12 protein-coding genes and 1 tRNA gene are annotated in these 13,593 nt (G+C 65.4%); 7 read left to right on the forward strand and 6 right to left on the reverse strand.

Annotated elements, in window-relative coordinates; translation table 11 throughout:
* Positions 1-169: 169 nt before the first annotated feature.
* The 3 genes from CF70_RS31095 (at position 170) to CF70_RS31105 (ending at position 3,492) form a co-directional block, all read left to right on the forward strand.
* Positions 170-1,333: an ATP phosphoribosyltransferase regulatory subunit gene (locus CF70_RS31095; RefSeq protein WP_035874882.1), complete on the forward strand. Its 1,164-nt coding sequence runs from the start codon at positions 170-172 to the stop codon at positions 1,331-1,333.
* Between the two features lie 114 nt (positions 1,334-1,447).
* Positions 1,448-2,788: an adenylosuccinate synthase gene (locus tag CF70_RS31100; protein WP_035874886.1), complete on the forward strand. Its 1,341-nt coding sequence runs from the start codon at positions 1,448-1,450 to the stop codon at positions 2,786-2,788.
* A 143-nt stretch (positions 2,789-2,931) separates the two neighbouring features.
* Positions 2,932-3,492, forward strand: a complete 561-nt coding sequence (locus CF70_RS31105; RefSeq protein ID WP_035874888.1) for a phosphoribosyltransferase — start codon at positions 2,932-2,934, stop codon at positions 3,490-3,492.
* A gap of 82 nt (positions 3,493-3,574) precedes the next feature.
* On the opposite strand, the gene CF70_RS31110 is transcribed toward CF70_RS31105, so the two are convergent.
* The 3 genes from CF70_RS31110 to CF70_RS31120 form a co-directional block, all read right to left on the reverse strand.
* Complete coding sequence (locus CF70_RS31110; RefSeq protein ID WP_035874892.1) at positions 3,575-4,186, reverse strand: NAD(P)-dependent oxidoreductase; 612 nt, start codon at positions 4,184-4,186, stop codon at positions 3,575-3,577.
* 131 nt (positions 4,187-4,317) lie between these two features.
* Positions 4,318-4,752: an Rrf2 family transcriptional regulator gene (locus CF70_RS31115; RefSeq protein WP_035874895.1), complete on the reverse strand. Its 435-nt coding sequence runs from the start codon at positions 4,750-4,752 to the stop codon at positions 4,318-4,320.
* A 451-nt stretch (positions 4,753-5,203) separates the two neighbouring features.
* Positions 5,204-5,290: transfer RNA gene (locus CF70_RS31120), tRNA-Leu, on the reverse strand.
* 70 nt (positions 5,291-5,360) lie between these two features.
* Between CF70_RS31120 and rnr the strand changes: the two genes are divergently transcribed.
* The 3 genes from rnr (at position 5,361) to CF70_RS31135 (ending at position 9,532) form a co-directional block, all read left to right on the forward strand.
* Positions 5,361-7,949: a ribonuclease R gene (gene rnr, locus CF70_RS31125; protein ID WP_035874897.1), complete on the forward strand. Its 2,589-nt coding sequence runs from the start codon at positions 5,361-5,363 to the stop codon at positions 7,947-7,949.
* Positions 7,950-8,025: 76 nt separating this feature from the next.
* On the forward strand, positions 8,026-8,769 hold the full coding sequence (gene rlmB, locus CF70_RS31130; RefSeq protein ID WP_035874924.1) for a 23S rRNA (guanosine(2251)-2'-O)-methyltransferase RlmB: 744 nt from the start codon (positions 8,026-8,028) through the stop codon (positions 8,767-8,769).
* Positions 8,770-8,773: 4 nt separating this feature from the next.
* Entirely contained in the window at positions 8,774-9,532 is a 759-nt protein-coding gene (locus CF70_RS31135; RefSeq protein WP_035874928.1) for an SIR2 family NAD-dependent protein deacylase, read from the forward strand.
* Positions 9,533-9,707: 175 nt separating this feature from the next.
* Here the strand turns inward: CF70_RS31135 and tal are convergent, their stop codons facing one another.
* Positions 9,708-10,646: a transaldolase gene (tal, locus tag CF70_RS31140; protein ID WP_035874900.1), complete on the reverse strand. Its 939-nt coding sequence runs from the start codon at positions 10,644-10,646 to the stop codon at positions 9,708-9,710.
* Between the two features lie 175 nt (positions 10,647-10,821).
* On the opposite strand from tal, the gene rpiA reads away from it, so the two are divergent.
* Positions 10,822-11,508, forward strand: coding sequence for a ribose-5-phosphate isomerase RpiA (rpiA, locus tag CF70_RS31145; protein WP_035874903.1), 687 nt, complete (start codon positions 10,822-10,824; stop codon positions 11,506-11,508).
* 106 nt (positions 11,509-11,614) lie between these two features.
* Here the strand turns inward: rpiA and CF70_RS31150 are convergent, their stop codons facing one another.
* Entirely contained in the window at positions 11,615-11,890 is a 276-nt protein-coding gene (locus CF70_RS31150) for an oxidative damage protection protein (protein WP_035874906.1), read from the reverse strand.
* Between the two features lie 110 nt (positions 11,891-12,000).
* Positions 12,001-13,437 carry an amino-acid N-acetyltransferase gene (argA, locus tag CF70_RS31155; protein WP_035874909.1) on the reverse strand — a complete coding sequence of 479 codons (1,437 nt, stop codon included), beginning with the start codon at positions 13,435-13,437 and terminating at the stop codon, positions 12,001-12,003.
* Positions 13,438-13,593 lie beyond the last annotated feature (156 nt).

A 13,593-nucleotide genomic window follows, 5' to 3' on the forward strand; every position in this document is an offset into this window, starting at 1 on the left:
TCCGGCTGGAGGGGTGGCTGCCGATGCCTTCGACGGGCGTCGCCGCCGCCTCATCCGCCGCGCCAGGTGACTGGTGCCCGGCTTGGCCCGTGTCCAGGGGCGAGACGGGAACGTAATTCAACGGGCGGCCCAGGCCGCCCGGCAACTGTGTGAAGTGAAGAGATTTACCATGTCCAATCACTGGCTCCTGCCTGAAAACATCGCCGACGTGCTGCCGTCGGAGGCCCGCAAGATCGAGGAACTGCGCCGCCGCATGCTGGACCTGTTCCGCACCTACGGCTACGAACTGGTCATGCCGCCGATGCTGGAATACCTGGAATCGCTGCTCACCGGGACCGGGCACGACCTGGACCTGCGCACTCTCAAGCTGGTCGATCAGCTCTCCGGCCGCACCATGGGGCTGCGCGCCGACATCACGCCCCAGGTGGCCCGCATCGATGCCCACTTGCTGAACCGCTCCGGCGTGACCCGGCTTTGCTACGCCGGCAATGTGTTGCACGCCCGCCCGGCAGGTTTTCGTGCGACCCGCGAGCCGATCCAGGTCGGCGCGGAAATCTACGGCCATGCCGGCCTGGAAGCCGACGTAGAGATCCAGGCCCTGATGCTGGCTGCGCTGCAGGTGGCAGGGCTGACGGAAATCCGCCTGGACCTGTGCCACGCGGGCATCCTGGAAGCGCTGCTGGACGGCCTGCCGTCGAGCCGGAAGATCGAGGACGCGCTGTTCGCCGCCCTGGAAACCAAGGACGTATCGGCGCTGCGCGAACTGACCGAAGGCATGCCGCAGGCCGAGCGCGACGCGCTGCTGGCCTTGCCGACGCTGTACGGCGGCGTGGAGGTGATCGAGCGCGCCCGTGCCACGTTGCCGGCAAGCCCGGCAATCGGCCGCGCGCTGGACGAACTGGCCGCCCTGGCCGCGGAAGTCCGCGGCGCGAGTGTCAATATCGATCTTTCCGACTTGCGCGGATATCACTATCACAGCGGTGTGATGTTTACGGCCTATGTGGCCGGCCTGCCGAATTACGTGGCACGCGGCGGGCGCTATGACAAGGTGGGTGAAGCCTTCGGCCGCGCACGGCCGGCGACCGGTTTTTCGCTCGATTTGCGCGAGGTTGCCTCGCTATCGCCGCTGGAAGTGCGTGCTTTTGCCATCTTTGCGCCGTGGGATGCGGATCCCGCCCTGCGCACCGCAATCACGGCGCTGCGCGAGGCCGGCGAGATCGTGATCCAGTCCCTGCCGGGCCACACGCACCAGCTCGACGAGTTCAACTGCGACCGCCAACTGGTGCGCCAGGATGGCGCATGGACGGTGATTCCGCGCAGCGCCGGGACCTGAGCGCAAGCGCCAGGGCACGGAATTCCCCCGCGTTGCAGGCCGATCTCCCCAAAATCGGGGAGTTGACCTGCAACGAGAGTAAAATACGTTTTTAACCCACTGACCAAAATCAACATGTCCGCTTCTGCAGTAAGCCAGGGACGCAATGTCGTCGTGATCGGCACCCAATGGGGTGACGAAGGCAAAGGGAAAATCGTCGATTGGCTTACCGATCATGCAAAGGGCGTGGTGCGGTTCCAGGGCGGCCACAACGCTGGCCATACGCTCATCATCGGCGGCAAGAAGACCATCCTGCGCCTGATCCCTTCGGGCATCATGCGCGCCGGCACGATTTGCTACATCGGCAACGGTGTCGTGCTGTCGCCCGAGGCGCTCTTCCGTGAAATCGAGGAACTGGAAAGCGCCGGCCTGCAGGTGCAGAACCGCCTGCGCATTTCCGAAGCGACCACGCTGATCCTGCCGTACCACGTCGCCATCGACAAAGCCCGCGAGGCGCGCCGTGGCGCCGACAAGATCGGCACCACCGGCCGCGGTATCGGTCCGGCCTATGAGGACAAGGTTGCCCGCCGTGCGTTGCGCGTGCAGGACCTGTTCGATCCGAAGGCGTTCGCCGAGAAGCTGCGCGAGAACCTCGACCTGCATAACTTCATGCTGACCCAGTACCTGGGCGCTGAAGCGGTCGACTTCCAGACGACGCTGGACGAGATGCTGGCCTTCGCGCCGCGCCTGGCGCCGATGGTGGCCGACGTGTCGGCCGAGCTGTATGCGGTCAACGCTGCCGGCGACAACCTGATGTTCGAAGGCGCGCAGGGCACGCTGCTCGACGTCGACCACGGCACCTATCCGTTCGTCACCTCCAGCAATTGCGTGGCCGGTGCGGCCGCCGCTGGCGCCGGCGTTGGCCCGGGCCGCTTGAACTACATCCTGGGCATTACCAAGGCTTACTGCACCCGCGTGGGTTCGGGCCCGTTCCCCAGCGAGCTGTACGACAATGACAACCCCAAGCGTCAGGATCCGATCGGCGTGCGCCTGGCCAACGTCGGCAAGGAATTCGGCTCGGTCACCGGCCGTCCGCGCCGTACCGGCTGGCTCGATGCCGCCGCGCTCAAGCGTTCGGTGCAGATCAACGGCGTGTCGGGCCTGTGCATGACCAAGCTCGACGTGCTTGATGGCCTCGAAACCCTCAAGCTGTGCGTGGGTTACGAACTGGACGGCAAGACTATCGATATCCTGCCGCGTGGTTCGGATGCCGTGGCGCGCTGCGTGCCGGTGTACGAGGAATTCCCCGGCTGGAACGAGTCCACCTTCGGCGTGAAGGCCTGGGATGCGCTGCCGGAACAGGCCCGCACCTACCTCAAGCGCATCGAGGAAGTAGTCGGTATCCCGATCGACATGATCTCGACCGGCCCGGACCGCGACGAAACCATCCTGCTGCGCCACCCGTACGTGGCCTGACGTTGTCTGTGCCCGAAAGGGCGCCGCGCGGCTGACGGGCCGCCGGTACAGGACGGCAAAAGCACAAGAGCAAATCGGCCCGCGCAAGCGGGCCGAAACTTTATCGGTCGACAGACCTCAAGCCGAAGAGCCAAGAATAAATCATGACCCTGCCATCGAATGACGAAGAGAACCTGTGGGTCTCCTGGGACGAATACCACAGCCTGATCGCGCGGCTGGCGCTGAACGTCCACGAGTCAGGCTGGAAGTTCGACAAGATACTGTGCCTGGCGCGCGGCGGCCTGCGCGTGGGTGACCAGATGTCACGCATTTTCGATGTGCCCCTGGCCATTCTGGCCACCAGCAGCTATCGCGAAGCGGCTGGCACCCAGCAGGGCGATCTCGACATCGCGCAGTACATCACCATGACCCGGGGCGACCTCTCCGGCAAGATCCTGCTGGTCGATGACCTGGTCGATTCCGGCGTCACGCTGGAGCGCGTGGGCCGCCATTTGCAGGAGCGCTATCCTGCCGTGACGGAAGTCCGTTCGTCGGTGCTGTGGTACAAGGCGTGCTCGAAGGTAAAGCCGGATTACCACGTTACCTTCCTGCCGACGAACCCCTGGATCCACCAGCCGTTCGAGGAGTATGACACGCTGCGCCCGCACAATCTTGCGGCCTGGCTCAAGCGCGGCAAGCATGCCGCTGGCAGCAGCCAGGGCTGAAGCTGCGGATGGCCCCGGCCGCATGGCGGAAATGGCCGTGGCGGCGAAGCAGGGCGGCGATCAGCCGCCCTTTTTTTCTCGCTTAGCAGGCCACCGTGTAGCGCTGGCGCGAGTGCGCCGGCTTTTCCACTTCGTCGATCATGGCAATGGCGTAGTCCTCCATCGAGATCCAGCTCTTGCCGCTGGCATCGGATAGCAGCGTTTCCTCACCGACTCGATAGGCACCAGTGCGGGTACCCGGCTCGAACAGCGCGGCGGGGGAGAGAAAGGTCCAGTCCAGTGTGGTCTCGGCCCGCAAGGCGTTCAGGAAGTCGCGTCCTGCCAGTGCTTCCGCCTTGTAAGCCTCGGGGAACTGCGGCGTATCGACCAGTTGCACGCCGGGGGCCACATAGAGGCTGCCGGCTCCGCCTACTACCAGCAGACGCGGCACGGCCGCTGCCTTGGTCGCGCCAACAATCTGCGCGGCGCTGGTTTGCAGGAAACGCACGGTGCTGATCGCCACGTCGTGGCCGGCGAGGGCACTGGCCAGGGCCTGGGTGTCGGCCACGTCGGCGTCGCGCGTGGCAAGCCCCTGCCGCGCGGGCAGTTTCTCTGCCTGGCGTGCGATGGCGGTGACGGTATGGCCGCGGCGCAGCGCTTCGTCGATAAGGCGGGTGCCGACGCGGCCGGTAGCGCCAATGATTGCGATCTTCATGCTCAACTCCTTGCGTGGTTACTTGGTCAGGCTGCTTCACCGAAGGGTGAGGCCAGCATAGGCAAATCCGTGCCTGGCACGAGTTTCATATCGATATGAAACCACTGTGGTTACATATCGGGATAAAAAAATCAGCGCACACGGCGCTCCGCGGCACGCTCCACATCGGCGAGCATGCCGGCAATCGTGATTTCCGCCAGTGCCCCATCCATCGCGGCCTGCGCGCGGTCGGTGGCTCGCTTCAGCGCCCCGGAGATTTCCCGGCCCACCATGCAGGCCGGGTTGGGCACGCTGTGATGCGGGGCGATCAGCGTTGTCGACTCCACCGCGCGGAATACATCCAGCAGGGTGATCGACCCGGCCGCGCGGGCTAGCGTGGCACCGCCGTTGCTGCCCATCATGGTGCTTACCAGGCCGGCTTCCACCAGTTGACCAACCAGGCGGCGGATCAATGCGGGATTGGTGCCCACGCTGCCGGCGATCAGCGACGACGGCAGGGGGTCGGCCGCGCTGGCCAGCAGGGTCAGGATGTGGACAGCGACGGCGAATCGGCTACTGGTGGTCATGGCGGAAGAGGTAATATGAAACTATGATAGTTACAGATTGGATGACTCGTCAAGCGGCGACCGGGTTGCCGGGACGTCCCGGCAAAGCGCGCACTTGCAGCAACTGTGTTGTTTGCGCCGGAAAACGTCAAAAAACGCGACATTCAGGGGTCTGGATGGCGGAAGAATGCCGGGATCGCCACTGAAACTGATACACTCACCCGCAGCGCAGCAGTCGGCGCCGTCCGGGCCGCGCCCTGGCAGTTCGTGTGAGCGCCAGGCCGTGTGTGAGTGAATCCGCCTTAACAGGCGAGAATGGATTCCAGGCTCCGGAGCGGCCGCTGTTGCGGCTGTTTTCATCAAGTCGCGCAGTCGCGCCAATATCGAATCGGGAGTGCAAAGTTGCAAGATCAGACGCCGGAAAACAAAAAACCCGCAAGGCTCGAAAGCGCTGCGGGTTTTCCGTTTGATCTGGTGCCCAGGAGAGGACTCGAACCTCCACAGTGTTGCCACCGCTAGGACCTGAACCTAGTGCGTCTACCAATTTCGCCACCTGGGCGGGCGTCGAAACAACCGAAGCGCTCATTATAGCGACCGCAAAACGTTTGTCAAATTATTTCTAGAAAAAATTGAATCAGAATAACTATCCGATCCCTAGTCGGGAAGAAATCCTTGGCGTCCTGAGGACGTCCGGGTCGCCACTGTCGGCTGGCGATATCGCCAAGGCGCTCGCCGTCACGCGCAAGGAACACGACGGCTTCCAGAAACGCCTCGCCGCCATGGAGCGCGACGGGCAGATCGAACTCAACCGCAAGGGCCGCTACGAACTGGCCCACCAGCCCAACTTCGTGGTCGGCCGGGTGCAAGGCCACCGCGACGGCTTCGGCTTCCTGATCCGCGATGATGGCGATGACGACATCTTCCTGCCGGAGCGCGAGCTGCAGAAGGCCATGCACAACGACCGCGCCCAAGTGCGCGTGATCGGCTACGACCGGCGCGGCCGGCCCGAAGGGCAGATCGTCGAGATCCTCGAGCGTGCCAACCGCTACGTGATCGGCCGCCTGTTGAGCGAGGGCGGCGTGCTGGTGGTGGCGCCCGAAGACAAGCGCATCAGCCAGGACATCCTGATCCCGCCCAAGGCCCAGGGCAAGGCGCAAGTCGGCCAGGTGGTCAGCGTGGAGATCATTGACTACCCCGATCGCTACGTCCAGCCGGTGGGCCGCGTGGTCGAAGTGCTGGGCGACTTCGACGATCCCGGCATGGAGATCGAGATCGCCGTGCGCAAGTACGGTGTGCCGCATGCCTTCTCGGACGCCTGCGCCAAGGAAGCCCTGGCGCTGCCCGACGAGGTGCGCGAAGCCGACCTGGAACACCGCATCGACCTGCGCGACGTGCCGCTGGTGACCATCGATGGCGAAGACGCGCGCGACTTCGACGATGCGGTCTACTGCGAGCCCGTCAAGATCGGCCGCGCCAAGGGCTGGCGCCTGGTGGTGGCAATTGCCGATGTGTCGCACTACGTGCGCCCTGGCACGCCGCTGGACGCCGATGCGCTGGACCGCGCCACCTCCGTGTATTTCCCGCGGCGCGTGATCCCGATGCTGCCGGAGAAGATCTCCAACGGGCTGTGCTCGCTTAACCCGCTAGTCGACCGTCTGTGCATGGTGTGCGACGCGGTGATTACCGCGAAGGGCGAGCTCAAGGGCTACCAGTTCTATCCCGCCGTGATGCATTCGGCGGCACGTCTGACCTATAACGAGGTCTGGTCGGTGCTGTCCAATACCAAGGGGCCGGAGGCGCACAAGCGTGCCGACCTGGTGCCGCACCTGCAGAACCTGTATGAGCTGTTCCAGGTCCTGCTGAAGGCGCGGCGCGAGCGTGGCGCGATCGACTTCGACACCACCGAGACGTATATCGTGTGCAATGCGCAGGGCAAGATCGAGCAGATCCTGCCGCGTACCCGCAACGATGCCCACCGCCTGATCGAGGAATGCATGCTGACCGCCAACGTGTGCGCAGCCGATTTCCTCGAGCGCTTCAAGCATCCCGCGCTGTACCGGATCCACGCCGGCCCGAGCGAGGAAAAGCTGAAGAACCTGCGCGAGTTCCTGCGCTCGGCCGGTCTCTCGCTGGCTGGCGGCGACAAGCCGCAGGCGGCCGATTACGCCGAAGTGATGGACAAGATCAAGAGCCGTCCCGATGCGCCCATGCTGCAGACCATGCTGCTGCGCTCGATGCAGCAGGCGGTCTATAGCCCCGACAATATCGGCCACTTCGGCCTGGCCTACGAGGCCTATGCCCACTTCACCAGCCCGATCCGCCGCTACCCGGATTTGCTGGTGCACCGCGCGATCAAGGCCGTGCTGGCGCACACCAAGTACGTACCGGCATTTGCGCCGGGTACGGCGCTGAACACCGCGATCGCACCGAAGGCGCGCCGCCTGCAAGCCAAGGATGCCGCCGCCAAGGCAGAGCAGACCGCAGCGCGCGCCAAGCGCAATGAAGCCATCTGGGACGAGCTTGGCCTGCATTGCTCGGCCAATGAACGCCGCGCCGACGAAGCCTCGCGCGATGTGGAAGCCTGGCTCAAGTGTTACTTCATGCGTGACAAGCTCGGCAGCGAGTACTCGGGCACCGTCAGCTCCGTCACCTCGTTCGGCATCTTCGTGCAGCTCGATGAGCTCTATGTGGAAGGCCTGGTCCATGTCACCGAACTGGGCAGCGACTACTTCCAGTACGACGAGGCGCGCAATGAACTGCGTGGCGAGCGTACCGGCATCCGCTACCGCCTGACCGACCGCGTACGCGTGCAGGTTTCGCGCGTGGATCTCGATGCCCGCAAGATCGATTTCCGCCTGGTGCAGGAGCCGTCGGCCAAGAACCTGCGCGCCCGCGTCCCGACCAACGAGGCCGCGCCCAGGGTGCCTGCCGCGCACGCTGTGCCCGCACGCAAGAAAGGCCGCCAGCTGGCAGCCCTGCTGGGCGGCAGCTCCAAGCCGGAAGAATCGTTCGACGAAACGCTGGATCGCGTGATCGAAGAGCAATCGGTGTTCGAGGCCGTCATGACGCCGGTCAAGCCGCATGTGGGTCAGGGCGCCAAGGCCGGCGGCAAACCGGCCAAGCGCGCCGCCAAGCCCAAGCCGCAGCACCTCGGCTCGACCCACAAGGCCGGCGCCAAGCCGGCCGGCAAGAGCAGCCGCGCGTCGCGCAAGCGCTGATGGCGGGTAGTTGCCGGGGCAGCGCCAAGCGGCCCCGGCAACTGGCCAAGCCATGGCGGGAATGTACAATCCCGCCATGGCTAAACAAAAACTCCTGATCGGCTTTCACGCCGTCACCGCGCGCCTGCGCCAGGACGCCGCCGGCGTCACCGATGTCTACGTAGAATCCGCGCGGCGTGACCGCCGCATGCAGGATTTCATCCGTCTTGCCGAAAGCCTTAACGTTCGCCTGCACCCGGTGGATGCCGAGCGCCTGCGCGGCATGGCCGGCACCGACCGCCACCAGGGCGTGGTCGCCCGCGCCGAAGACGTGGCGCTGGCCCTCAATCTCGACGAACTGCTGGATGGCATCGAGGGCACGCCCTTGCTGCTGGTGCTGGACGGCGTTACCGATCCGCACAACCTGGGCGCCTGCCTGCGCGTGGCCGACGGCGCCGGCGCGCATGCCGTGATCGCCCCCAAGGACCGCAGCGTGGGCCTGAATACCACGGTGGCCAAGGTGGCCAGCGGCGCGGCGGAAACCGTCCCCTACATCACTGTCACCAACCTGGCGCGCACCCTGCGCGAACTGCAGGAGCGCGGCATCTGGGTGATCGGCACCGCGGACGGCACGGAGAAGACGATCTACGACGTCGACCTCAAGGGCCCGATGGCTCTGGTCATGGGCGCCGAAGGCGAGGGCATGCGCCGCCTCACCCGCGAAACCTGCGACGAACTGGTCGGCATCCCGATGGCTGGTGGCGTGGAAAGCCTGAACGTCTCGGTAGCCAGTGGCGTGTGCCTCTATGAAGCGGTGCGCCAGCGCCGCCTGCCGCGCTGACAGCATGGCGGCGGACCTTGACGCGCAGGCACTGGAAGCCTCGCGCCGCCTGATCGCCGGGGCCGGCAATATCATGGTGCTGACCGGAGCCGGCGTTTCCGCCGAGTCCGGCGTGCCCACGTTCCGCGATGCCATGACCGGCCTGTGGTCGCGATTCAATCCCGAGGAACTGGCGCAGGAAGATGCCTACCGGCGCCAGCCTGCGCTGGTGTGGGAGTGGTACCTGCACCGGCGCGAGCTGGTGGCGGCAACGCATCCGAACCCGGCGCATTTCGCCATCGCCGCGCTCGCGGCGCAAAAGGCTGTCACCCTTGTGACGCAGAATGTGGACGGCCTGCACCAGCGTGCCGGCAGCCCCGATGCGATCGAGTTGCATGGCAACCTGTTCGCCAACAAATGGCTGGACGGCTGCGGCCGTTGCGACCCGGCGACCGCCGTGCCCGGCTTGCCGCCGCGTTGTGCCATCTGCGGCGCCATGATGCGTCCCGGCGTGGTGTGGTTTGGCGAGGAACTCCCGCGCGTGGCGCGCTATCGTGCAGAGCATGCGGCCGAGAATTGCGACCTTTGCCTGGTGGTGGGCACCTCGGGCCTGGTCTATCCGGCCGCCGGCATGCCCGGTGCCGCCAAGGATCATGGCGCGCACGTCATCGTGGTCAATCCCGCGCCGTCGGCGCTGGACCAGACCGCTGACACCGTGCTGCGGGGACCGGCCGGGGTAGTCTTGCCCTTGCTGTGGGACGGCGCTCCAGCGGCGCCGGCCTGAACCGCTTCGCCGCCTGATTCCCAAAATGCCGCAGTCCATCGATACGGCAGCGTGAGCTGCGGGGGACGTGATCGTGGTGGCCACCCGCATGCAGGATTTCGCCTTGTATCCAGGCCTGCATATCAACTGGCCAGTGCCGCCCGAGCGCTGACCAGCCGGCGTGGCGCCGCTACCCTCAAGCCGAAATCAACGCCTCCAGCTTCACCGCATCCGCGGCAAACGCGCGAATTCCCTCGGCCAGCTTCTCCGTCGCCATCGCATCCTCGTTGAGCTGCCAGCGGAAGGCGGCTTCATCGCACGCGATGCGGGCGATATTGCCGGCCTGCGCCTGGTCGACCGACAGCTTGCGCTCGACCGTGCCCGCGCTGCCGGCCAGCGTTTCCAGCAGGTCCGGGCTGATCGTCAGCAGATCGCATCCGGCCAGCGCCAGGATCTGCTCCGTACTGCGGAAACTGGCGCCCATCACTTCGGTGGGGTAGCCGAACTTCTTGTAGTAGTCGTAGATCTGGCGCACCGAGCGCACGCCGGGATCGTTGTCGCCGGCGTTGGCGGCGGCATCCCATTTGTCACCGGCCTGCTTCTTGTGCCAGTCCAGGATGCGGCCGACAAAAGGCGAGATCAGTTGTGCGCCGGCCTCGGCACACGCGACGGCCTGCGCCAGCGAGAACAGCAGTGTCATATTGCAGCGGATGCCTTCGCGCTGCAGTACTTCGGCGGCGCGGATGCCTTCCCAGGTGGAAGCGATCTTGATCAGCACCCGTTCGCGGGCGATACCGCGCTGCTCGTACAGCGAGATCAGGTGGCGCGCCTTGGCCACGGTGGCTTCGGTGTTGAAGGACAGGCGGGCATCGACTTCCGTCGAGACGCGGCCCGGCACGATGGCCAGGATCTCGCAGCCGAAGGCGATCAGCAGGGCATCCATGACCGCGTCGGTGCCTTCATGGCTGCGCACGGCTTTTTCGAGCAGCGGGCGGTACTCGGCCTTCTGGACGGCTTTCAGAATCAGGGAGGGATTGGTGGTAGCGTCTTGCGGCGTGTACTGCTTCATCACCTGGAAATCGCCGGTGTCCGCCACCACGGTGGTGAACTGCTTGAGCTGATCGAGCTGGTTCATGGTCAGTGAGTTGCTTATAAAGGTTTTGTGATGGCGCGGGACCAAAGCGGCAGGTCCCGGCCCCCGCGCTGATGCATGCCTCGGGGCATTGTACCGTCGGTACGCGCCAGCACCTGCGATGCCACGGCAATCCGGTACACTATGCGGTTTCCCCCAAAGCAGACGGGCTGTTGTCATGACACAGGATGAACTCAAGGCGCTGGTGGCGCAAGCCGCGGCCGACTATGTCAAGGAGGTAGTGCCGGCGGGTGCGGTGCTGGGCGTGGGCACGGGCTCCACAGCCAACCTCTTTATCGATGCGGTAGCGGCGTTCAAGGAACGGTTCGCTGGCGCGGTTTCCAGCTCTGAGGCTTCTACCCGCCGCTTGCAACAGCACGGCTTCAAGGTGCTGGACCTGAACGAGGTCGACGAGATCCCGGTGTACGTCGACGGCGCCGACGAGATCGACGCGAGCGGCGCCATGATCAAGGGCGGCGGCGGCGCGCTGACGCGCGAGAAGATCGTGGCCTCGGTGGCGCAGCGTTTTGTCTGCATCGCCGACGGCAGCAAGCTGGTGAATGTGATGGGCGCATTCCCGCTGCCGGTGGAAGTGATTCCGATGGCACGTGCCGCGGTGGCGCGCAAGCTTGCTACGTTTGGCGGCCAGCCCCGCCTGCGGATGACCAAGGAGGGCGGCATCTACAAGACCGACAACGGCAATGTGATCCTGGACGTCGCAGGACTGAAGATCACCGATCCGAAGGCGCTGGAAGCGGCCATCGATCATGTGCCCGGCGTGGTCACAGTGGGACTCTTTGCCTTGCGGGGCGCCGACGTGTTGCTGCTTGGCACGCCCGATGGCGTGGCGCGTAGCGATTACTGAGCATTGACCGGCCCCGCCGACGGGCCGCCAGTGCATGAAAAAAGGGTGCCGCGAATGGCACCCTTTTTTCTTCCCGCCCGGAGCGCAAGGCCGCGGGCAGGGGAAATCACGCTTGCGGCGGCGGGACGTAGCCCTGCGCCTGGTCGGCGCCTTCGCCGAAGAAGTACTTCTCCGTCTGCTTGAGCAGGTACTGGCGTGCCCGGGCATCGGCCATATTGAGGCGGTTCTCGTTGATCAGCATGGTCTGGTGCTTGAGCCAGCCGGCCCAGGCTTCCTTGGACACGCTTTGCCAGATCTTCTTGCCGAGTTCGCCCGGCAGCGGCGGCAGGTCGAGCCCTTCGGCTTCCTTGTTGAGCTTGACGCATTGAACCATGCGGGCCATGGGAACTCCTTGTTATCGTGTGATGTAGCCGGCGCGGCGAGGGGGCCGGCCGATGCGGTGCCGCTATTGTAACGAAGCGGAGGCCAGCCTTCAGGCTACCCCCACCGCCATCACAGTTTCTTCATCAGCACCATGGACTTGCGCTGCCAGTTGTACAGCTTGCGCTTGTCTTCCGGCAGGTCGTCCACGTTGGCGTGGACAAAGCCGCGTTTGAGGAACCAGTGTTCCGTGCGCGTGGTGAGCACAAACAGGCGGTCCAGGCCAAGACTGCGCGCGCGGCGCTCGATGCGCTTGAGCAGGCGTTCGCCGTCGCCGGTGCCCTGCGCTTCGGAGGACACCGTCAGGCAGGCCATCTCGGCCATGCCCTCGCGCGGGTAAGGGTAGACCGCCGCGCAGCCGAACAGCACGCCGTCGTGCTCGATCACCGAGAAGTTGGCGATGTCGCGCTCGATCAGGTGACGCCCGCGCGGCACCAGCGTGCCGTCCTGCTCCAGCGGCGCGATCAGTTGCAGGATGCCGCCGACGTCGTCCAGCGTGGCTTCGCGCAGGCTTTCGAGGTCGGTGTCGGAGATCATGGTGCCGACGCCGTCGTGCAGGAACAGTTCCAGCAGCACCGAGCCGTCCAGGTGGAAGGGGATCAGGTGTGCGCGCGGCACTCCGCCCTTGAGCGCCTTGACCAGGTGTTCGAGGTAATAAGCGACGTCGGGCGGCAGGTGGTTGTTCTGCAGCCGCTCGATGGCGGTGCGCAGCGACATTTCCGGCATCAGCTTGCCGACCGCGTCCTGCACGCCGGGCACCTCGGTGATAAAGACCAGCTTGTCAGCCTTCAGCGCGATGGCGGTGGCGCTGGCCACGTCTTCCATCGACAAGTTGAAGGCCTGGCCGGTCGGCGAGAAACCAAGCGGCGAAAGCAGCACGATCTTGCCGTGCGACAGCGACATGCGCACCGACTCCCCGTCGATCTTGCGCACGAGGCCGGTATGCTGGTAGTCCACGCCGTCGACGATGCCCAGCGGGCGCGCGGTAACGAAATTGCCCGAGATCACCGACAGCTGGGCGCCCGCCATGGGCGTATTGGGCAGGCCCTGGCTGAAGGCGGCCTCGATGTCCAGGCGCAGTTCGCCGGCGGCTTCCTTGGCGCATTCGAGCGCGGCGTTGTCGGTGATGCGCACGCCGTCGGTGAATTGCGACTCGACGTGGCGCAGCGCGAGCTGTTCTTCCACCTGCGGGCGCGAACCGTGTACCAGCACGATCTGCATGCCCATGGCGTGCAACAGCGCCACGTCGTTGACCAGCGCATTGAGGATGTTGGCCTTGACCAGTTCGCCGCCGAAGGCGATCACGAAGGTCTTGCCGCGGAAGGCGTGGATATAGGGCGCGACCGCCCGTAGCCAGTCGACGAACTGCTGGTGGTCGGGGCCGCCGCGCTCGACCGGGTCGGCGAAGACAGCAGGCGCGGGTGGCGCGGAAGGGTCCGTGACGGGCAGGGGCTCGTCCTTTTCGGACGGCGCGGGCGCGTCGGCTAGCGTGTCGGTTCTTGCATTCATGCCGCGGATTATAATCCCGGCCAATGTCAGCACAACGCCCCGCCAAACCTTTGTCGCCGGATCGGAAAACCGATCCCGGCCAGCCGGCGCCCAAGGTCGCCCCGTCTCCCGCCCAGCCCGCTAATCAGCCCGCCGCCAGGCAGGCCCGCGCGCCTG

It is taken from the genome of Cupriavidus sp. SK-3 (assembly GCF_000611145.1).
GTDB lineage: Bacteria > Pseudomonadota > Gammaproteobacteria > Burkholderiales > Burkholderiaceae > Cupriavidus.

Bases quoted from the DNA above. Each gene is read 5' to 3' on its own strand.
- CF70_RS31110 (WP_035874892.1), bottom strand. From the start codon at position 4,186: ATGAAGATCGCAATCATTGGCGCTACCGGCCGCGTCGGCACCCGCCTT.
- CF70_RS31135 (WP_035874928.1), top strand. From the start codon at position 8,774: ATGGCGGCGGACCTTGACGCGCAGGCACTGGAAGCCTCGCGCCGCCTG.
- argA (WP_035874909.1), bottom strand. From the start codon at position 13,437: ATGAATGCAAGAACCGACACGCTAGCCGACGCGCCCGCGCCGTCCGAA.
- CF70_RS31105 (WP_035874888.1), top strand. From the start codon at position 2,932: ATGACCCTGCCATCGAATGACGAAGAGAACCTGTGGGTCTCCTGGGAC.
- CF70_RS31100 (WP_035874886.1), top strand. From the start codon at position 1,448: ATGTCCGCTTCTGCAGTAAGCCAGGGACGCAATGTCGTCGTGATCGGC.
- CF70_RS31150 (WP_035874906.1), bottom strand. From the start codon at position 11,890: ATGGCCCGCATGGTTCAATGCGTCAAGCTCAACAAGGAAGCCGAAGGG.
- CF70_RS31115 (WP_035874895.1), bottom strand. From the start codon at position 4,752: ATGACCACCAGTAGCCGATTCGCCGTCGCTGTCCACATCCTGACCCTG.
- rpiA (WP_035874903.1), top strand. From the start codon at position 10,822: ATGACACAGGATGAACTCAAGGCGCTGGTGGCGCAAGCCGCGGCCGAC.
- CF70_RS31095 (WP_035874882.1), top strand. From the start codon at position 170: ATGTCCAATCACTGGCTCCTGCCTGAAAACATCGCCGACGTGCTGCCG.
- rlmB (WP_035874924.1), top strand. From the start codon at position 8,026: ATGGCTAAACAAAAACTCCTGATCGGCTTTCACGCCGTCACCGCGCGC.
- tal (WP_035874900.1), bottom strand. From the start codon at position 10,646: ATGAACCAGCTCGATCAGCTCAAGCAGTTCACCACCGTGGTGGCGGAC.